Origin of the sequence: Lentzea sp. NBC_00516 (assembly GCF_036346835.1) — a bacterium.
Lineage (GTDB): Bacteria > Actinomycetota > Actinomycetes > Mycobacteriales > Pseudonocardiaceae > Lentzea > Lentzea sokolovensis.
Genome location: NZ_CP107840.1, coordinates 385,198 through 403,825 on the forward strand (window position 1 = coordinate 385,198; position 18,628 = coordinate 403,825).

An 18,628-nucleotide genomic window follows, 5' to 3' on the forward strand; every position below is an offset into this window, starting at 1 on the left:
TGCGCGCCGTCGTCCAGGTGCACGTCCCGTTTCCACCCGCGCTGGTGCGGCCACGTCCTGGTCAGACTCGTGTCGACGTGGCTCAGTTCGCGCTCGCCCAGGTCCCCGCCGAACAGCAGGAACGGCCGGTCGAGCCCCTCGGTGACCGCTTTGCCCGGTGCGTAGGGCCGTCGTCGCCGGTGTGCTCCATGGCGCCGTCGATGTTGATGCCCGCGTTGAACCTGCGGTCGTTCGCCATCATCTCGGCCGCCGTGTAACCGCCGTACGAGTGCCCGGCGATGCCGACTTTGGTGGTGTCCGCCCCGTGGTGGAGTTTCGGAAGCTCGTTCAGCACGAACCGCATGTCGGCGACCCGTGCGGCGACTGCAGGCCCGGCGAGAACAGCACGACCGGCCACTTGCCCGGTAGCGGCCGGGCGTCTCGTGCCTGTCGCCTGGTGCCGGCCCAGTCGACGGTTCCGGCGGGGATGTCCAGGTAGGCCGGGCTGGAGATGATCGGGTCCAGCGCCGTCGCGAGGGTCGCGTCGAGCCACGGCGCCTGCTGCCCGGTGCGCCTGGCCGGGTAGCTGATGGTCACCATCAGCTCTCGGTTCTTCGTCGGCTGCCACGGGTCCGCGCGGGTGGAATCGGTGAGGTGAGCGTCGAACGTGCCGACCGCGAACGGGCCCGTGAGCTGCGGCGTCACCAGTGTCGATGCGGCCAGGACGGCCGCCGGCAGTAGCTGCACAGTTGATCAACTCCCTTCGCGCGTCAGCCTCGCAGCCACCCACTGAGCGGGTGCTGAGAGCTTGTGGACGTCGTGATCCAGTGCCATGTTGGACCGATGGGGCGAACAAAGATGTTCGGGCTGGTGGCGGTGTGCGGGCTGCTGGCGGGCTGCCTGGGACAGACGCAGAGCGGTGATCAGGCGCGCAACGCCGACGCCAAGGAGATCACCCTGACGATCGTCGCCAACTCGGCGGTCGGCGGGAAGAACGCGCGCGGGGCGAACTGGATCCAGAACTGGGTGATCCCGAAGTTCACCGAGCTGCAGAAGGCCAAGGGCGTCACCGCGACGATCAAGTTCGAGCAGAACGGCGCGGGCGACGAGGACTTCAAGACCAAGGTCGCGCTGGACCTGAAGACCGGTGGTGGTGGCGACATCATCGAGATCGACGGCATCTGGCTCGGCGAGTTCGCGCAGGCAGGGCAGATCAAGCCCCTCGGTGACGTCGTCGGCAACACCGACTGGGACGGCTGGGACCAGATTCCCAAGGCCGTGCAGGGGCTCGGCGAGTTCGACGGCAAGCGGTACGGCGTGCCGATGGGCACGGACGGGCGCGTGCTGTTCTTCAACAAGAACCTCTTCGCGCAGGCCGGGTTGTCCGCGGACTGGCAGCCGAAGTCGTGGCAGGACGTGCTCGACGCGGGGGCGAAGCTGAAGGCGCTGCCCGGTGTGACGCCGATCCAGCTCAACGCCGGCAGCGCGATGGGCGAGGCCACGACCATGCAGGGCGTGCTGCCCGCGTTGGCCGGCACCGGCAAGCCCATCTACGAGAACGGGAAGTGGCAGGGGGATTCGGCCCAGCTGAAGGACGTTCTGGGGCTGTACCAGAAGGTCTACGGCGGCGGGCTCGGCGATCCCGTGCTGCAACAGGAGGCCAAGGGACGCGATCGGTCGTTCCAGCTGTTCGGCGAGAACAAGATCGGCATCCTGCTGGAGAGCGACTACTTCTGGCGTTCGGTGGTGGAACCCAAGAACGGCGTGGCGAAGATGGCCGACCGCGACACGGCCGTGGGCTGGGCGCTGGTGCCCGCCAAGCAGGCGAAGGCCGGTGTGGGCGGACAGGACTTCGTCAGCATGTCGGGCGGTGGCGTGCGGGTGATCAACCCGAACAGCCAGTACCCCAGGCAGGCGTGGGAGTTCATGCAGTTCCTCAACTCCGCGGAGGCCGTGAAGGAGTCGCTGGCGGGCACGGCGCAGCTCACGCAGCGGCAGGACGTCAACGACGAGGTGCTCAAGGGCGACCCGATGCTGACGTTCATCGCGGAGAAGGTCCTGCCGATCACCCGGTACCGGCCGGGGCTCGCCGACTACCCCAAGGTGTCGGCGGCGCTGCAGCAGGCCACGGCGGACGTGGTGGCGGGCAAGAGTCCGGACGAGGTGGCGACGGCCTACCGCGCGGCACTGGTCAAGGCCGTCGGAGAGGCCAACGTTGGATAGCTCCGGGCTGGGCGTCCGGCGCGCCCTGGGGTTCGTCACGCCCGCGCTGGTGCTGATCGGGGTCTTCCTGGTCTTCCCCGCGTTGTGGACGCTCTACATCGGCGTCACGAACTACCAGCTCACCGGGCCCGCGGCGGCCAACCCGCAGGTCGTCGGGCTGGACAACGTCGTCGAGGCCGTGCGCGACCCGTTGTTCACGAACTCGCTGTGGCTCACGGCGTTGTTCGTGCTCGGCTCGGCGGTGATCGGGCAGAACGTGCTCGGGTTCGGGCTCGCGTGGTTGCTGCGCACGGTTCGACCCGGGTTGCGGCGGACCGTCGAAGGCCTCGTACTGCTGTCGTGGATCCTGCCGAGCACGGTGGTGGCGTACCTGTGGTTCGCGGTGCTCAGCCGCGACACCGGCACGCTGGGCCTGCTGCTCGGCTCGCCGCAGACGGCGTGGCTGGTGCAGTACCCGATGACGAGCCTGATCATCTTCAACATCTGGCGCGGCACGGCGTTCTCGATGCTGCTCTACACCTCGGCCCTGGCCGCGGTGCCGCCGTCGCAACTGGAGACCGCGCGGCTGATGGGCGCGTCCGGCTGGCAGACCGTGCGGGACGTGGTGTTCCCGCACATCCGCGGGCACGTGCTGACGAACACCCTGCTGATCAGCCTGTGGACGGCCAACGACTTCACGCCGTTCCTGCTGACCGCGGGCGGTCCGAACCACCAGTCCGAGGTGCTGCCGGTGCTGATCTACCGGCAGGCGCTGGAGGGCGGTCAGCTCGGGTACGCGTCCGCGATGTCGATGCTGCTGCTGGTGGGCAACCTCGCCATCGCACTGGTGTACCTGCGGTTGCTGCGGAGGCGGGCATGAGTCCTCTGTGGATCGTCCGGCGGATTGGCTTCTACGTGCTGGTCACGCTGGTGCTGGCGTTCTTCGCGGTGCCGATGCTGTGGCTCGCGTCCGCGCCGTTCGACGCGAAGCCCGGGCTGGGGTTGCGCTGGCCCGACTGGACGTTGCGCAACGTCGTGGCGACCTTCGAGCACCCGTACGCGCTGACGTCGTTGCTCAACTCGTTGGTGCTGTGCGTGGTCGCGACCGTGGTGACGACGGTGCTCGCGGCGCTGGCGGCCTACGCGTTGTCGCGGGTGCGGATTCCCGGGCGGGATCTGCTGCTGTACCTGTTGCTGTTGTTGTCGAGCGTGGTCACGGGTACGGCCGCGATGGTGCCGATCTTCGTGATGATGCTGCAGCTCGGCCTGATCAACTCGCAGTTCGGCACGGCACTGGTGATCGCGGGCGGCATGCTGCCCGCGGCCATCTTCATCCTCAAGGACTTCATGGACGCCGTGCCGCGCTCGTACGAGGAGTCGGCACGGGTGTTCGGGGCCTCTCCCCGGCAGGTCCTGAGCCACGTCGTGCTGCCCGTCGCGCGGCCCGGCGTCGCGACGATCTTCGTGTGGGCGTTCGTCAACGCCTGGGGCAACTTCCTGCTGCCGTTCCTGCTGCTGCGCGACGTCGGCCAGCAGCCGGCGGCGGTGCTGTTGCGCACCTTGTACGACGAGGGCGGCAGCGCCAACCTGACGGTGATCCCGGTGTTCTCGCTGCTGTACTCGATCCCGGTGGTCGTGCTGTACCTGTTCGTGAACAAGCGGTACGGGTTCCGATTCCACGGAGGCATCAAGAGCTGATGGCGGGTATCACTGTCGAGGGTCTGTCCACCGTGTACCCCAACGGGGTGCGGGCGGTGGACGAACTGGACCTCGAGATCGCCGACGGCGAGCTGTTCGCCCTGCTCGGTCCGTCCGGGTGCGGCAAGACCACGTTGCTGCGCACGATCGCGGGCCTGGAAGGCGCCTCCGACGGGGCCGTGGCGATCGGCTCGAGGGATGTCACGAGGCTGCAGCCTGGAGACCGCCGGGTGGCGATGGTGTTCCAGGACTACGCGTTGTTCCCGCACATGACGGTGGCGGAGAACATCGCCTACCCGCTGCGGGTGCGGGGCGTCGCGAAGTCCGTTCAGCAGGAGACAGCCGTCCGGACCGCTCAGGGCCTGAGCCTGGGGGAGTTGCTGGACCGGCGGCCCGGCCAGCTCTCGGGCGGCCAGCAGCAACGGGCGGCGCTCGCCCGCGCGGTCGCCGCGTCCGCCGAAGTGCTGCTGCTGGACGAGCCTCTGTCCAATCTGGACGCCCGGTTGCGACTGGAAGCGCGCACGTTCCTCAAGAAACTGCAACGAGAGCTGGCGCTGACGACGGTGTTCGTCACGCACGACCAGGCCGAGGCGCTGGCGCTCGCCGATCGGATCGCCGTGATGGACGCGGGCCGGATCCGGCAGCTCGGCACACCACGCGAGGTGTTCCAGCGACCCGCGGACACGTTCGTGGCCAACTTCATCGGCTCCACGCCCATGAACCTCGTGCCGCGCGGCGCGGAGATCATCGGCGTGCGCCCCGAATACCTGTCGCCCGCGGCCGACGGCCTGTTCAGCGGCGAGGTGTCCATTGTGGAGAACCTCGGCGTGACGTCGCTGGTGACGCTGGACTGCGGCGAGGAGCAGATCGGCTACATCGTGCCCGAGGACGACGAACCCGCCATCGGCACGACGGTGACCGTGGACGCCGCGCCCGCGCGCGTTCTGCGCTATGACAAGGAGACCGGCCTACTCGTGAGGTGACGATGTTCGAGAAGGATGGTTACGAGACGCACGCGAGCGTGCTGGCACCGGCGAAGTTCGAGGCGCTGGCCGCGCACTTCGAGGCCAAGCTGGCGGCGCTGCCGGAGGGACAGCGCCCCGAGCACATGGACGTGCCGCACCTGACCGACCCGGCGCTGTTCGAGTGGCTGCTCGACCCGGACGTGCTGGACCTCGTCGAGTCGCTGATCGGCCCGGACATCGCGTTGTTCTCGTCGCACTTCATCTGCAAGCCCGCCGGCGACGGCAAACCCGTTCCGTGGCACCAGGACGCGCATTTCTGGCGTGACAGCATCTCACCTGCGGGCGACGCCATCACCGTGTGGCTGGCGATCGACCCCTCGACCGTCGAGAACGGCTGCCTGCGCGTAATTCCGGGCAGTCATCTCGCCGCCGCCGAGCACACCGGCACCGCCGACTCGTTCTTCAACCAGGAAACGGCCGTGGACGAGTCACGCGCCGTCAACGTGGAACTGGAGCGCGGGGCGTGCAGCGTGCACTCGGCCATGCTGGTGCACGGCAGCCCACCGAACCGCAGCACGTTGCGCCGTTGTGGCTACACGATGAGATACATGCCGACGACCGTCCGGTTCCTGAAGCAGGACAGCCACAAGATCTATCTCGCGCGAGGACGTGATCATGCGGGCAACACCTACAGCTAATCGCTAATAGCCGGGAAAATCGATTCAGTCGTCACGGCTTCATCCGTCTACCTTCTTGACCGTTCAGTGGGTCGGACATAGCGTACGGAAAGCGCTTTCCGACCCGAAGGAGCTTTGTGAACACGGTTCAGGCGGACCGCTGGCGCGGCGTCGTGGAGCGGACCTGGCGTCCGGTCGCGTTGCTCGCCGCCTGCCTCGCGATCTGGCACCTCGTCACCGTCACCGGCCTGGTCGAGGCCTACCTCGTGCCGTCACCGGCCAAGACCTTCGGCCTGCTCGTCGACAAGTGGTCCTACCTCTGGGGTCACACCTGGGTGACCACCTACGAGACGATCCTCGGCTTCGCCATCGCGGGCGTCCTCGGCGTGCTCATGGCCGTCGCGATGGTCTACTCCAGGACCGTCGAGAGCACCGCGTACCCGATCCTGCTGTTCGCGCAGGTCATCCCGAAGATCGCCATCGCGCCGCTGTTCGTGGTGTGGCTCGGTTTCGGCTTCGAGCCCAAGGTGATCGTGGCCGTGCTGATGGCCTTCTTCCCCGTCGTCATCTCCACCGTCACCGGCCTCAAATCGGTCGACACCGAGATGCTCGAACTCGCGGCGACGATGGGCGGCGGCCCGGTCAAGACGTTCGTGAAGATCCGCTTCCCCGCCGCGCTGCCGCACCTGTTCGCGGGCCTGAAGGTCGCGGTCACGCTCGCCGTGACCGGTGCCGTGGTCGGCGAGTTCGTCGGCTCCAACGAAGGCCTCGGATACGTGATCCTGCAGGCCAACGGCAACATGGACACCCCGATGCTGTTCGCGGGCCTGATCGTCATCTCGCTGGTGGGCGTCCTGCTCTTCCTCCTGCTCGATCTCGCCGAGAAGCTGATGCTGCCGTGGCACGCCAGCCGGCGCGGCGCCGCCGTCACAACCCTTCTCGCGAAAGGTGGGTCTTGACCTGTCCATCGGTCTCGCGGCCGATGGTTCCTGCTTCTGTCTCCGTGAAGGGAGGTTGCGACAGGTGCCTCACCGACTAGAGCCGGTTTGGTCTGACCCCGTCTCCACAGGCCGTCGCCGCCAGCCCGGCGGCCAGGATGTTCTGCGCCGCGTTGACGTCACGGTCGTGAAGACATCCGCAACCGCGACATGTCCACTCACGCACGTTCAGCTGCAGGCTGTCGACGAGCTGTCCACAGGTGGAGCAGGTCTTGCTCGACGGGAACCAGCGGTCGACGGTGATCAGGCTGCGGCCGTACCAGGCCGCCTTGTACTCCAGCAGAGATCTGAACTGCGACCAGCTCGCGTCGGAGATGGCACGCGCCAGGCAGTGGTTGCGCACCATGCCCGACACGTTGAGGTCCTCGATCACGATCGTTTGGTTCTCACGAACGAGTCGAGTGGTGAGTTTGTGCAGGAAGTCTCGTCGCCGATCGGTGATGCGGGCGTGGACACGAGCGACCTTGCGTCTGGCTTTGTCCCGGTTGGCCGATCCCAAGATTTTGCGGGAATGGCGTCGTTGGGCTCTCGCGAGTGCGGCGCGTTCGCGTCGCTCGTGCCGAGGGTTGGTGATCTTCTCGCCGGTGGAGAAGGTCAGCAGCGCTGTGATCCCAGCATCGACGCCGATCGTTCGCGTGCTTTGCGGGTGGTGGACGACCGCAGTCTCCACTCGGAACGACACGAACCAACGTCCCGCCGGGTCACGCGTCACCGTGACCGTGGACGGAACTGCGCCCGCAGGCAGCGGACGGGACCAGACGATGTTCAGTGGTGTGATCATCTTCGCCAGCTTGAGAGTTCCATCGCGCCAGCGGAACCCCGATCGGGTGTACTCGGCCGAAGCGCGAGACCTCCTGCGAGACTTGAACCTGGGGTGTCTGGCGCGCTTGGCGAAGAAGTTCGTGAACGCGGCCTGCAGGTGTCTCAAAGTCTGTTGCAGCGGAACACTGGATACCTCGGCCAAGAACGACAGGTCCGGGTCACGCTTCCAGTCGGTCAGCATCGCCGAGGTCGCGGCGTAGTCCAGCCGGCGTTGCTCGGCCCGCCAGAGATCGAAACGTGTTTGCAAGGCCTTGTTGTAGACGAGCCGCACGCAACCGAAGGTGCGCAGCAACTCCTGCGCCTGCGGCTCCGTCGGATAGAAGCGGTACCTGAACGCCCGCTTCGCCATTGTCGCCGCCACATCTCACATGTTGGCAGTCCAGCACATCGTGCCGATCTTCGGGGTACGCGATTGGAGTCTCGATGAAGAAACTGCTCGCAGGCTTACTTCCCGCGTTGCTGGTGGTTGCCGCCTGCGGTGGGGGCGGCGGCACGACGTCCGAGTCCGGCGGCGAGGCCAAGGAGGTCACGCTGACCCTCAACTGGTACCCGTACGGCGAGCACGCGCCGTTCTACTACGGCGTCAAGCAAGGCATCTACGAAAAGCACGGCATCAAGCTGAAGATCCAGGCCGGCCAGGGTTCCGGCAAGACCGTCACCGCGACCGGCGCGGGTCAGACGGACTTCGGCTGGGCCGACACGTCCGCGCTCGCCACGGCCGTCGAGCAGGGCGTGCCGGCCAAGAGCATCGGGGTGTTCCTGCAGACCACGCCGGCCTCCGTGCAGTTCTTCACCGACAAGAACATCAAGAAGCCCGAGGACCTCAAGGGCAAGTCCGTCGCGACGACGGCGGGGGACGCGCTGACGAAGACGTTCCCGGCTTTCCTGAAGCAGAACGGCATGCAGGAGTCCGACGTCTCGATCCAGAACATCGACCCGGCGGGCAAGATGGCCGCGGTCATCTCCAACCGCACCGACGTGCTGCTCGGGTTCGCGTCCGACCAGGGGCCGACGATCAAGGAGAAGTCCGGCAAGGACGTCGGCTACCTGCGGTTCTCCGAGTTCGGGCTGAACTACTTCAGCAACGGGCTGCTGACGTCGAAGACCATGCTGCAGAAGGATCCCGAGCTGGTGAAGAAGATGGTCGCGGCGACGCAGGAGGCGTGGGCGGAGTCGGAGAAGGCGCCGGAGGCCGCGGCCGAGTCGATGAAGGGCGCCGCCGAGCAGCTGCCGTCGGCGACGGTGGTGCTGGAGCAGTTCAGGACGACGCTGACGTTGCTGCACACCGATGCGACGAAGGGCAAGGCGCCGGGCGTCAACACCGTGGACGACTGGAAGAAGACGATCGAGACCTTCCAGAAGACCGGCATCATCAAGGAAGCGTCCGAGCCTTCGGCGTACTGGGAAGAAAGCGTTGCCCCGAAAGGATGAGCACCGCAGGGATGAGCACTGATGTGACTGTTACCAGCTCGGCTGTCGCGATCAACGACGTCTCCGTGCGCTTCCAGTCGAAGCGCACGGAGGTGACGGCGATCCAACAGGTCTCGCTCGACGTCGCGCCGGGCGAGTTCGTGTCCATCGTCGGGCCGTCCGGCTGCGGCAAGTCGACGCTGCTGAAGCTGGTGTCCGGCTTGCTGACGCCGTCGTCGGGCACGGTGACGTTGCTCGGCGAGCAGGTGCGCGGGCCGCGGCACGACATCGGGTTCGTGTTCCAGCGGGCGGCGTTGCTGGAGTGGCGGTCGGCGCGTAGGAACATCCTGCTGCAGGCCGAGATGCGTGGGATGAACTCGGCCGAGGCGGGCAAGCGGGCGGACGAGCTCATCGAGATGACCGGGCTGTCCGGGTTCGAGAACGCGCTGCCGCACGAGTTGTCCGGTGGCATGCAGCAGCGTGTGGCGTTGTGCCGTGCGTTGTTGCACCAGCCGCGTGTGCTGTTGATGGACGAGCCGTTCGGCGCCCTGGACGCGTTGACCCGCGAGCAGATGAACGTCGAGCTGCACCGGGTGTGGCGGGAGACCGGCACGACGGTGCTGCTCGTGACGCACTCGATCGCGGAGTCGGTGTACCTGGCGAACCGGGTGATCGTGCTGACGCGACGTCCCGCGGTGGTCAACGAGATCATCGAGGTCGACCTGCCCGGCGACAGGGACTACTCGGCGACGATGGCCCGTCCAGAGTTCGCGTCGGCGACCGCGCACATCCGCGACCTGCTGGGAGCCGTGACAGGGCACGACTGAGCGCGTAGAGTCTGGCTCGCCGCCGCGTGGTAAGCGCTTTCCCAAGCCGATCCACGAGGTGGTGCGCGATGTTCAGATCGCTCTCAATCGTTGCCGCGCTGGCTGTCGCGGCGGCCACCCTGGTGCCACAGGCGGCCGCCCAGGCAGGTCCGGTCACGGACCCACTCCCCGCACCGGCGCCGTCGGGCGTGGGCGTGCGACTGCAGGAGATCGCGAGACTGCCGCAGTCGTCGACCACGCCCGCCGCCGGGGACAGCAGACTAAAGCAGTACAACCGGGTCAACTACCTCGGCGAAATTCCGGACGGCTCCGGAAGGTTCTTCGTGCCGGACATGAACGGCAAGATGTACACGCTGAACCACGACGGCGGCGGGCAGCGGACGTACCTGGACGTCCGCTCGGCCATCGGCGCGAACTTCCACAACCACCAGGGACTCGGCAGCGGGTTCGGGTTCGTCGCGTTCCACCCGCGGTTCGCGACGAACGGCAAGTTCTACACCGCGCACACCGAGGCCAAGGACGCGCTGAAGAACCGAACACCCGACCTGCCCTCACCGAACTCGGTGGTGCACGGCGTGATCACCGAGTGGACGGCGTCGAATCCGCGCGCGACGACCTTCGCGGGCACTCGCCGAGAGCTGCTGCGCATCGGGTTCGCCATGTACCTGCACGGTTTCCAGGAGATCGGCTTCGGACCGGACGACCTGCTGTACCTGGCGGTCGGCGACGGTGGCGTCGGCTACCGCTCTGACGTGCCGCAGGACGTGAAGGTGCCACAGGGCAAGATCCTGCGCATCGATCCCGCGGGAACCAACAGCGGCAACAGGAAGTACGGCATCCCGCCGTCGAACCCGTTCCTGGGCACGCCGGGCGCGCTGGCCGAGCTGTACGCGATCGGCATGCGCGACCCGTACCGGTTCAGCTGGGACTCCGGTGGCACGCGCAAGATGCTCCTCGGCCACATCGGCGAGAAGGTCGTGGAGTCGGTCTACGAGGTCAAGCCCGGCGCCAATCTCGGCTGGGGGCAACGGGAAGGCCACCTGACCTACCGCCGCGACGACCCGAAGTGCCAGCTCTACCCGTTGCCCGCCGACGACGCGAAGTTCGGCTACACCTATCCGGTCGCGGGCTTCGACCACAACCGGCCGGGCGGTGGCTGCGGGGACAGCGGCAACGCGTTGATCGGCGGTTTCGTCTACCGCGGCACGGCGATTCCGTCGTTGCAGGGCAAGTACGTCTACGGCGAAGGCGTGAAGGGCCTGCTGTACTACGCCGAAGAGAAGGACATGCGGGCCGGAGCGCCGATCGCGAAGACGTTCGAACTCGCGGTGTACGACTCGGCGGGCAAGCGCACGACCATGCAGTCTCTGGCCGGCAAGAGCCGCGTCGACCTGCGGTTCGGCACGGACGCGGCCGGTGAGCTCTACGTGCTGGCCAAGGCGAACGGCAGGATCTGGAAGGTCACCGGCACCGTCCAGACCCAGCAGGCCTGCGACTCCGGCGGCGACGTGGTCAGCGACGTCACGGGTGCGGGCGACTGGAGGCCCGTCTCGCCGTCGCGCTGGCGGTTCCCGGGCAATGAGGTCGTGCTGTCCAAGGCCGGCGCGGTGCGGCCTGGCCCGAAGCGTCCCAACGAGTACGCCGTCGTCACCAAGGGGCCGGCTTTCGGCAACGTGACGGTGGACGCGCAGGTGCGGCTTGACACACCGGTTTCGCAGAAGGATCGCGACGTCGTCATCGTGTTCGGGCACCAGTCCGACACCCGCTTCTACTACGCGCACCTGTCGTCGGACAACAAGATCTATCCGCACAACGGGATCTTCCTGGTGGACAACGCGGATCGCGTGCGCATCGACGACCAGTGGAACGGCTCGGTAGGCGCTCCACCTGCCGTAACGGATATGAAGTGGCACCGCGTCCGAGTCACGCACTGCGCGGACACCGGAGCCATCGCGGTGTACGTGGACGGCTCGTCGCAGCCGTTGATGACGGCGACGAACACCGTGCTGAAGTCCGGCAGGGTCGGGTTCGGCTCGTTCGACAACGTCGGCCGTGTCGCTGACCTGCGGATCACCGGCAAAGCCGCGTCCTTGCAGGCGGAGGCGTCTCCTGAGGTGTCACCGGGCATCGCGTCCGCGGTCGTGCACCACTACGACTTCGAGCATCCCGCCACTGACCCCAGGAAGGAGGACGACCTCGGGCGTACCGACTCGCGGACGCCGATCTCGCTGGTCAACGGCGGCGCGGCCATGCGGGTCCAGGACGGCGCGTTCCTGGCCTCCAGAACGTCGCTGCAGCTCAAACAGGTGCGGCCGAACGACAAGACCAACGACGACTGGAAAGCGGGCGTCTACGGCTCGTCCGGGGTCGCGTCGATGAAGGCGTTCAGCAAGGCGCGCGGCATGTCGATCATGACCTGGGTGAAGATCACCGGTGAGGCGCCCGCGCGGAACTCCAACTCCTCCGGAAATTCGGACTTCTACGGCGCGATCGGCATCGCGGGCGTGCTCTCGGGTGACTCCGACGGTCACGCCGCGCGGGCGTTGCTGGAGATGGAGAACCACGACGGCGCGATGCGGCTGATCGCTCTGGGACGCCGTGCCGACGGCGGTGACAAGCAGTTCTTCGTGGCCAACGCCGACTGGAAGACGCTGCTGCCGTTGAACAAGTGGGTGTTCCTCACCGGGACGTTCGACTTCGACAACGGCACGATCGGCCTCTACGTCGACGGCAAGCCGGTGGAGGGCACCTACGCGGTCAAGGGTGATCCGTGGAAGCTCGTCGGAGCACCCGAACCGGACGTCACCTCGGCCACGAACCCGCGTGGCATCAAGATCGGCGGCAGTCACCCGCAGAACAACCGCGAGGCGAACGCCTGCAACTGCCGTCTCGACGGACTCATGTTCCTGGACCGCGCGGTGAGCGCCGACGAGGTGCGCGGACAGTACGAGTGGGTGACCGCAGGCCGCCGGTGAGGGGTTGTAACCACCTTATTAGCTAGGTAGATTCCGGGTGCCGCTGCATTGGAAAGCGCTTTCCGCTGCCGTGCTGGCACGGCCTGGCCCACAGGGTGGTGGGGGATGTACAGACGCTTGTGTCGTTTGGCTGTCACAACATTCGTGCTCTCGGCGTTGTTCGTGCCGATCGCTTCGGCACAGCAGGACGTGCCGATCGCCGACCCGTTGCCGACACCGGGTGCGTCCGGTGCCGGCCTGGAGCTGACGGAGGTCGCGCAGCTGCCGAAGTCGCAGCCCGTGCCACCACCGACCGACACCAGACTGGTGCGCTACAACAGGATCAACTACCTGGGCGAGGTGCCCGACGGCTCCGGACGGATGTTCGTGCCCGACATGAACGGCAAGCTCTACCTGCTGGACAAGGGTGTTCAGCACGCGTTCCTCGACCTGGGCGTGGCGGTCGGCCCCGACTTCCACACCCACCGCGGGCTGGGCAGCGGTTTCGGGTTCGCCGCGTTCCACCCGGACTTCAGGCGCAACGGCAAGTTCTACACCGTGCACACCGAGACCGGTTCCGCCCTCACCACCAAGAAGCCTGATCTGCCGTCGCCCGCGGACACCCAGGTGCACGGCGTGATCACCGAGTGGACCGCCTCGGACCCGAGCGCGGACGTCTTCTCCGGCACACGCCGCGAACTGCTGCGGGTCGGCTTCGCGTCGTTCATCCACGGCTTCCAGGAGATCGGCTTCAACCCGACGGCGCGCTGGTGGGACGAGGACCACAAGCTGCTCTACATCGCCTCCGGTGACGGCGGCATCGGCTTCTCGACCACTGTGCCGCAGGACCTGGCGCTGCCGCAGGGCAAGATCCTGCGCATCGACCCGGCCGGGCACGACGGCGTGAACGGCGAGTACGGCATCCCGCGCGCGAACCCGTTCGTGCGCAAGGCAGGCGCGCTGGGCGAGATCTACGCGTACGGCATGCGTGACCCGTACCGCTTCAGCTGGGACCCCGGCACGCACCGGATGTACATGGGCCACATCGGCGAGAAGGCCGTCGACTCCGTCTACGAGGTCCGCAAGGGCGCCAACCTGGGCTGGAGCGAGCGCGAGGGCATCTGGGAGTACCGGCGCGGCGACCCGTCGTGCGGCGTGTTCCCGCTGCCCGCCGACGACGCCAAGTACGGCTTCACCTACCCGGTCACGGCGTTCGACCACAACCGCCTCTCCACCCAACGGCCGTGCGCCGACAGCGGCAACGCGTTGATGGGCGGCTTCGTCTACCGCGGCTCGAAGATCCCTTCGTTGCGCGGCAAGTACATCTACGGCGAAGGCGTGAAGGGCCTGCTCTACTACGCCGACGAACGCGAGATGCGCGCAGGCAGGCCGATGGCCGTCTCACGCGAGTTGATGGTCTACGTCAACGGCGAGCTGACGACGATGAAGGCGCTGGTCAACGACCCGAACCGGGTCGACCTGCGCTTCGGTCAGGACGCTTCTGGCGAGCTTTACGTGCTGGCCAAGGCGAACGGCAAGATCTGGAAGGTGACGGGTGCGCGCACCTTCGCCTCCTGCCGCTCGGGCCACGACTTCGTCTCCGGTGCCACCTCGGCGCGTTCGTGGCAGCCGGTGACTCCCGACTTGTGGCAGTTCCCCGGCCGTGAGGTCGTGCTGGCCGAACCCGGTGTGGCCCGGCCGGGTCCGCGCCGCCCGTTCGAGTACGCGGTGCTGCAGAAGGGACCCGCGTTCGGCTCTGTGCAGGTCGACGCGTCGGTGCGACTGGACACGCCGGTCGCCGAGTCCAACCGGGACGTGATCATCGTGTTCGGCTACCGCTCGGACACCGAGTTCTACTACGCGCATCTCTCGTCGGACAACAAGATCTACCCGCACAACGGCATCTTCGTGGTGAACAACGCCGACCGCCTGCGCCTCGACCACCAGTGGGACGCCGTGCGTTCCGTTGGCGCTGCGCCGGCGGTCAGCGACACGGCCTGGCATCGCGTGCGGGTCAAGCACTGCGCCGACTCGGGGGAGATCGCCGTCTACGTGGACGGTTCTCCGTATCCGCTGATGACCGCCGTGGACAGGACGTTCTCCTCGGGCCGCGTCGGCTTCGGCTCGTTCGACAACATCGGCAGGCTCCGCGACCTGCGCGTACAGGGCAGGGGAGTCCGATGAAGCGCCTTCTGGTTATTGGCCTGGTCGCGACGTTCAGCGTCGGCCTGGCCGCACCGGCCCAGGCCACGTTCGGCACGGTGCTGCCCACGTTGTCCCGCAACCTGGTGTCGTACTACGACTTCGAACACCCGGCGCGCGGCAACAAGACCCTGGAACAGGACGGCGGCCGTTCAGGCACGTCGTTGCAGCTGATCAACGGCGGCGCCGACATGCGCGTGCGCGACGGAGCGTTCCGGCGCAGCCGCAACTCGGTGCAGCTCAAGCAGATCAACCCAGAGGCAGCCGGCAACGACGACTGGAAAGCAGGCCTGTACAGCGAAACCGGCGTTCCGACGCTGAAGTCGTTCAACGGCGCGCGCCAGGCGTCGATCATGGGCTGGGTGAAGATGACGGGCCAGAACCCGGCCCCGAACTCGAACTCCGCCAACCCGGACGACCTCTACGGCGCGATCGGCCTGGCGGGCGTCCTGACCGGCGACTCCAACGGCCACGCGGTGCGCGCGCTGCTGGAACTGATCCAGGTCGACGGCGAACTGAAACTGGTCACCCTGGCCCGCAGGATCGACGGAGGCGAGTCGCAGACGTTCGCCGCCGCCGAGCCGTGGCAGAAGCTGTTGCCGCAGAACGAATGGGTGTTCCTAACGGCCACGTTCGACTTCGACACCGGCGCGATGGCCCTGTACCGCAACGGAGATCCACTGGCGGGCAGGTACGTCACCGCCGGTGACCCGTGGAAGCTCGAAGGCGAACCGGAACCCGACCTCGCGTCGGCCACCGACCCGCGCGGCTACAAGATCGGCGGCAGCTATCCGCAGAACACCCGCGAGGGCAACGCCTGCAACTGCCGGATGGACAGCCTCATGTTCCTCGACCGCGCTGCCCATCCGTGGGAGGTGTACCTGCAGTACCGCTGGATGAAGGGTTAGTCGAAGACCGTGACGCCCTGGGCGGCCGGCTGCATCGTCCCCACCTTGGCCTCGCTGACCTTCAGCTTGGTCATGTCGGCGATCGGCTGGCCGTCCGTCCCGACGAACGACACCTTCACCGGCACCATGCCCGGCAGCTCGGCGGTCATCTCGTTGATGGCGAACGAGTTGGCGTCGTCGTCGACGTCGAGCAGCACCCCGGCGAACGCGGTCTGCCCTGGCTGCAGCGTGATCGACGGCCCCTCGCCGGGCACCAGCTTCTGCTCCACCGGGATCGCGGCGGGCTGGTTCGCGGGGTTGGTGAAGGCGAGCTTCGGCCAGCCCTGGAACGTGATCGGCCCGGTGCCCTGGTTCGTCGCGGTCAGCAGGCCCAGGCCGGGCTTGCCCTGCATCGTCAGCTCGGCCTTCACCGCGGGCTTCTGCTTGTCGCTCGACGAGGCGGACGTGGGCGCGTTCGAGGTCGTGGAGGGAGCCTGACCCTGGGACGCCGGGGTCGGTGACCCGCAGGCCGTGGCGCCGACCGCGAGCACGGCGGCGAGGATCGTGAGACGCATGCGTGGACCCCTTACCGGTTCGTTTTGATCTCCGACGAATAGCCGGGCGATCGGGGTCCGCAAACCCCGATCGCCCGATAGTGTGGCCCACATCTCGTTTGGGGAGGCTGGCATGGAGGAGTTCACGGCTGGGGTCAAGCAGGTGTTCGGTGTCGCACCGAGCCTGGAGACCGGACTGGTTCTCGACACGTTCGACGGCGCCGGACTGGGCACGGGAGCAGAGGCCGCCCTCTGCTTCTGCACCCAGTCCGTCAGTCCCTGTCGTGCCTGTGGGTCCACTCGCGTCGCCGTTCCGGAGTGACTTCACGGCACATCGGCTTCAAGCGGCACCTGCGTGCCGAAGTGGTTCCGGGCGACGCGGTGTACGTGTTCTCCGAGGAGGACACCACCGCGTTGCGCGGTGCCGGAGTCGACGCGCTCGCCCCGCTGCTCGACGGCAGCCGGGACCTCGCCGCGGTGCGCCGTGAGTTCGACGCGTCTCCCGAGCACGCCGCCGGTCTGCTGACCCAGCTCGCGCAGGCGGGACTCGTCGGCATGAGCACGTCCGGCTCCGCCTATTGGGACGCGCTGGGCGTCGAACCCGCGGGGACGCCCGACGTCGACGTGATCTGTCTCGGTGTCGAGGCCGAACTCCCGCCGATCGCCGAGGGCGACGGCGCGCTGACCGTCGTTCTGGTGTCCGACCACCTCGTCGACGGTCTGGCCGAGGTGGACGCGAAGCTGCGTGCCGCCGGCCGGTCGTGGCTGCTCGCCAAACCGGTGGGCGCCAAGGTGTCCATCGGCCCGTTCTTCACGCCGGGCTCGGGTCCCTGCTACCACTGCCTTTCCCATCGGTTGTGGGCGAACCGCGCTGCCGAGGCCCACGTCCGCTCCGCGCTCGGCCTGCCAGGGGCGGTGCCGCGGTCTCGTGTCGACTTCGAGCCGCTGCGAGCCGTCGCGCTGAACCTGGTGGCCCTGGAGGCGGCGAAGTGGGTCGCCGGTCACCGCTACGACGGCCAGCGCGACCTGTGGACGTTCGACAGCCGCGACCTCACCGGCAGGCGGCATGCCGTCTCCGCCCGTCCCCAGTGCCCTTCCTGCGGCGATCCGTCCCTGGTGCGGGAACGCGCCTGGCGTCCGGTGGAACTGTCCTCACGCCCGGCGGTGCACACGTCGGGAGGTGGACACCGTTCCTCGACGCCGGAGGAGGTGCTGTCGGCCTACCGCCACCTGATCAGCCCGATCACCGGGGTGGTGAAGGACGTCGTGCGCGACGACCGCGCCCCGGCGTTCTTCAACGCCTTCCGCTCCGGCCCGAACGTCGCCCTCGGCCACCGGGGCGCGGCCCACCTCCGTTCCGCCCTGCGCTCCGAGAACGGCGGCAAGGGTGTCACCGCCCTGGACGCCGAGGTGGGCGCGTTGTGCGAGGCGCTGGAACGGCACAGCGCCCAGGTCGACGGCGATGAGGCGCGCGTGCGCGGCAGCCTCCGTTCGCTCGGCGCGCGGGCGATCCACCCGGATCAGGTCCACCTGTACGACCAGCGCCAGTTCGACGGCCGGGCGACCTGGAACGCCGCGCACTCGGGCTTCCAGCACGTCTGCGCTCCGTTCGACGACGACGCGGAGATCGACTGGTCCCCGATGTGGTCCCTCACGCGCGGCGAACACCGCCTGCTGCCAACAGGTCTGCTCTATTTCGGCACCGGCGCGGACGAACAGCTCATCGCAGACTCGAACGGCAACGCGGCCGGGTCCTCGTTGGAAGACGCCGTCCTGCAGGGAATGCTGGAGCTCGTCGAACGCGATGCTGTCGCCTTGTGGTGGTACAACCGGACTTCACAGCCACCCGTCCACCTGGGCGGGGATCCGTGGATCGACGAGCTCCGGTCCGCGTACGCCGGACTCGGCCGCGAGGTGTGGGCACTCGACCTGACCTCCGACATCGGCGTGCCCGTCGTGGTCGCGTTGTCCAGACTGGTCTCCGGTGAACGCGACGAGGTCGTGATGGGCTTCGGCGCCCACCTCGACCCGGCGCTGGCGACGCGCCGCGCGCTGACCGAGATGAACCAGATGATGCCCGCCGTGCTGGCGGGCCACACCGCCGAGGACCCCGACCTGCTGCACTGGCTCGCCACGGCCACCGTGGCGAACCAGCCCTACCTGCTTCCCTCGGGTTCGCCGGTGCTCCACCCGTACACCGCCTCCGGCGATCTGCTGATCGACGTGCTGGACGTCCAGGCACGGCTGGAGAAGGCGGGCCTGGAGGTGTTCGTGCTCGACCAGACCCGCCCGGACATCGGCTTGCCCGCGGTGAAGGTGATCGTGCCCGGGCTGCGCGGCTTCTGGGCGCGGTACGCCCCCGGACGGCTGTTCGACGTGCCGGTCCGGCTCGGCAGGCTCACCGCACCCACCCCGTACGCGGAGCTGAACCCGATCCCGATGTTCCTGTAGGA

At 67.7% G+C, this 18,628-nt stretch carries 17 protein-coding genes; 13 read left to right on the forward strand and 4 right to left on the reverse strand.

The features are described 5' to 3' along the window. Nucleotides 1-82: 82 nt before the first annotated feature. Nucleotides 83-343 carry a prolyl oligopeptidase family serine peptidase gene (locus OG205_RS01815; protein ID WP_330274453.1) on the reverse strand — a complete coding sequence of 87 codons (261 nt, stop codon included), beginning with the start codon at nucleotides 341-343 and terminating at the stop codon, nucleotides 83-85. Next, nucleotides 328-726, reverse strand: a complete 399-nt coding sequence (locus OG205_RS01820) for a hypothetical protein (RefSeq protein ID WP_330274454.1) — start codon at nucleotides 724-726, stop codon at nucleotides 328-330. The genes OG205_RS01815 and OG205_RS01820 overlap by 16 nt, the downstream gene beginning before the upstream one ends. Nucleotides 727-822: 96 nt before the next feature. Between OG205_RS01820 and OG205_RS01825 the strand changes: the two genes are divergently transcribed. The 6 genes from OG205_RS01825 (at nucleotide 823) to OG205_RS01850 (ending at nucleotide 6,480) form a co-directional block, all read left to right on the forward strand. Continuing rightward, nucleotides 823-2,202 carry an extracellular solute-binding protein gene (locus OG205_RS01825; protein WP_330274455.1) on the forward strand — a complete coding sequence of 460 codons (1,380 nt, stop codon included), beginning with the start codon at nucleotides 823-825 and terminating at the stop codon, nucleotides 2,200-2,202. After that, on the forward strand, nucleotides 2,195-3,061 hold the full coding sequence (locus tag OG205_RS01830) for a carbohydrate ABC transporter permease (protein ID WP_330274456.1): 867 nt from the start codon (nucleotides 2,195-2,197) through the stop codon (nucleotides 3,059-3,061). Before OG205_RS01825 ends, OG205_RS01830 begins: the two co-directional genes overlap by 8 nt. Then, entirely contained in the window at nucleotides 3,058-3,879 is an 822-nt protein-coding gene (locus OG205_RS01835) for a carbohydrate ABC transporter permease (RefSeq protein ID WP_330274457.1), read from the forward strand. The genes OG205_RS01830 and OG205_RS01835 overlap by 4 nt, the downstream gene beginning before the upstream one ends. Further along, the gene (locus OG205_RS01840; protein WP_330274458.1) at nucleotides 3,879-4,862 is read left to right on the forward strand and encodes an ABC transporter ATP-binding protein; all 984 of its coding nucleotides are present in this window, start codon (nucleotides 3,879-3,881) and stop codon (nucleotides 4,860-4,862) included. The genes OG205_RS01835 and OG205_RS01840 overlap by 1 nt, the downstream gene beginning before the upstream one ends. Nucleotides 4,863-4,864: 2 nt before the next feature. Beyond that, entirely contained in the window at nucleotides 4,865-5,542 is a 678-nt protein-coding gene (locus tag OG205_RS01845; protein WP_330274459.1) for a phytanoyl-CoA dioxygenase family protein, read from the forward strand. Between the two features lie 116 nt (nucleotides 5,543-5,658). Beyond that, nucleotides 5,659-6,480, forward strand: a complete 822-nt coding sequence (locus OG205_RS01850) for an ABC transporter permease (RefSeq protein WP_330274460.1) — start codon at nucleotides 5,659-5,661, stop codon at nucleotides 6,478-6,480. A 76-nt stretch (nucleotides 6,481-6,556) separates the two neighbouring features. On the opposite strand, the gene OG205_RS01855 is transcribed toward OG205_RS01850, so the two are convergent. Then, nucleotides 6,557-7,690, reverse strand: coding sequence for an RNA-guided endonuclease InsQ/TnpB family protein (locus OG205_RS01855; protein ID WP_330274461.1), 1,134 nt, complete (start codon nucleotides 7,688-7,690; stop codon nucleotides 6,557-6,559). A 74-nt stretch (nucleotides 7,691-7,764) separates the two neighbouring features. Here OG205_RS01855 and OG205_RS01860 point away from each other — a divergent pair, with 74 nt between their 5' ends. The 5 genes from OG205_RS01860 (at nucleotide 7,765) to OG205_RS01880 (ending at nucleotide 15,642) form a co-directional block, all read left to right on the forward strand. Then, nucleotides 7,765-8,772 (forward strand): ABC transporter substrate-binding protein, encoded by a 1,008-nt coding sequence (locus OG205_RS01860; RefSeq protein WP_330274462.1) that lies wholly within the window; start codon nucleotides 7,765-7,767, stop codon nucleotides 8,770-8,772. A gap of 11 nt (nucleotides 8,773-8,783) precedes the next feature. Next, nucleotides 8,784-9,578, forward strand: a complete 795-nt coding sequence (locus OG205_RS01865; protein ID WP_330274463.1) for an ABC transporter ATP-binding protein — start codon at nucleotides 8,784-8,786, stop codon at nucleotides 9,576-9,578. Between the two features lie 68 nt (nucleotides 9,579-9,646). After that, nucleotides 9,647-12,553: a PQQ-dependent sugar dehydrogenase gene (locus tag OG205_RS01870; protein WP_330274464.1), complete on the forward strand. Its 2,907-nt coding sequence runs from the start codon at nucleotides 9,647-9,649 to the stop codon at nucleotides 12,551-12,553. A 126-nt stretch (nucleotides 12,554-12,679) separates the two neighbouring features. Then, on the forward strand, nucleotides 12,680-14,716 hold the full coding sequence (locus OG205_RS01875) for a PQQ-dependent sugar dehydrogenase (RefSeq protein ID WP_330274465.1): 2,037 nt from the start codon (nucleotides 12,680-12,682) through the stop codon (nucleotides 14,714-14,716). Further along, nucleotides 14,713-15,642, forward strand: coding sequence for a hypothetical protein (locus tag OG205_RS01880; RefSeq protein ID WP_330274466.1), 930 nt, complete (start codon nucleotides 14,713-14,715; stop codon nucleotides 15,640-15,642). The genes OG205_RS01875 and OG205_RS01880 overlap by 4 nt, the downstream gene beginning before the upstream one ends. Here OG205_RS01880 and OG205_RS01885 read toward each other — a convergent pair. After that, nucleotides 15,639-16,196, reverse strand: coding sequence for a DUF4232 domain-containing protein (locus OG205_RS01885; RefSeq protein WP_330274467.1), 558 nt, complete (start codon nucleotides 16,194-16,196; stop codon nucleotides 15,639-15,641). The genes OG205_RS01880 and OG205_RS01885 overlap by 4 nt on opposite strands. 112 nt (nucleotides 16,197-16,308) lie before the next feature. Here OG205_RS01885 and OG205_RS01890 point away from each other — a divergent pair, with 112 nt between their 5' ends. Further along, complete coding sequence (locus OG205_RS01890; protein ID WP_330274468.1) at nucleotides 16,309-16,497, forward strand: hypothetical protein; 189 nt, start codon at nucleotides 16,309-16,311, stop codon at nucleotides 16,495-16,497. Beyond that, entirely contained in the window at nucleotides 16,494-18,626 is a 2,133-nt protein-coding gene (locus OG205_RS01895; RefSeq protein WP_330274469.1) for a TOMM precursor leader peptide-binding protein, read from the forward strand. Before OG205_RS01890 ends, OG205_RS01895 begins: the two co-directional genes overlap by 4 nt. Nucleotides 18,627-18,628 lie beyond the last annotated feature (2 nt).

Bases quoted from the DNA above. Each gene is read 5' to 3' on its own strand.
- OG205_RS01815 (WP_330274453.1), bottom strand. From the start codon at position 343: ATGCGGTTCGTGCTGAACGAGCTTCCGAAACTCCACCACGGGGCGGAC.
- OG205_RS01825 (WP_330274455.1), top strand. From the start codon at position 823: ATGGGGCGAACAAAGATGTTCGGGCTGGTGGCGGTGTGCGGGCTGCTG.
- OG205_RS01835 (WP_330274457.1), top strand. From the start codon at position 3,058: ATGAGTCCTCTGTGGATCGTCCGGCGGATTGGCTTCTACGTGCTGGTC.
- OG205_RS01840 (WP_330274458.1), top strand. From the start codon at position 3,879: ATGGCGGGTATCACTGTCGAGGGTCTGTCCACCGTGTACCCCAACGGG.
- OG205_RS01845 (WP_330274459.1), top strand. From the start codon at position 4,865: ATGTTCGAGAAGGATGGTTACGAGACGCACGCGAGCGTGCTGGCACCG.
- OG205_RS01855 (WP_330274461.1), bottom strand. From the start codon at position 7,690: ATGGCGAAGCGGGCGTTCAGGTACCGCTTCTATCCGACGGAGCCGCAG.
- OG205_RS01860 (WP_330274462.1), top strand. From the start codon at position 7,765: ATGAAGAAACTGCTCGCAGGCTTACTTCCCGCGTTGCTGGTGGTTGCC.
- OG205_RS01865 (WP_330274463.1), top strand. From the start codon at position 8,784: ATGAGCACTGATGTGACTGTTACCAGCTCGGCTGTCGCGATCAACGAC.
- OG205_RS01870 (WP_330274464.1), top strand. From the start codon at position 9,647: ATGTTCAGATCGCTCTCAATCGTTGCCGCGCTGGCTGTCGCGGCGGCC.
- OG205_RS01880 (WP_330274466.1), top strand. From the start codon at position 14,713: ATGAAGCGCCTTCTGGTTATTGGCCTGGTCGCGACGTTCAGCGTCGGC.
- OG205_RS01885 (WP_330274467.1), bottom strand. From the start codon at position 16,196: ATGCGTCTCACGATCCTCGCCGCCGTGCTCGCGGTCGGCGCCACGGCC.
- OG205_RS01890 (WP_330274468.1), top strand. From the start codon at position 16,309: ATGGAGGAGTTCACGGCTGGGGTCAAGCAGGTGTTCGGTGTCGCACCG.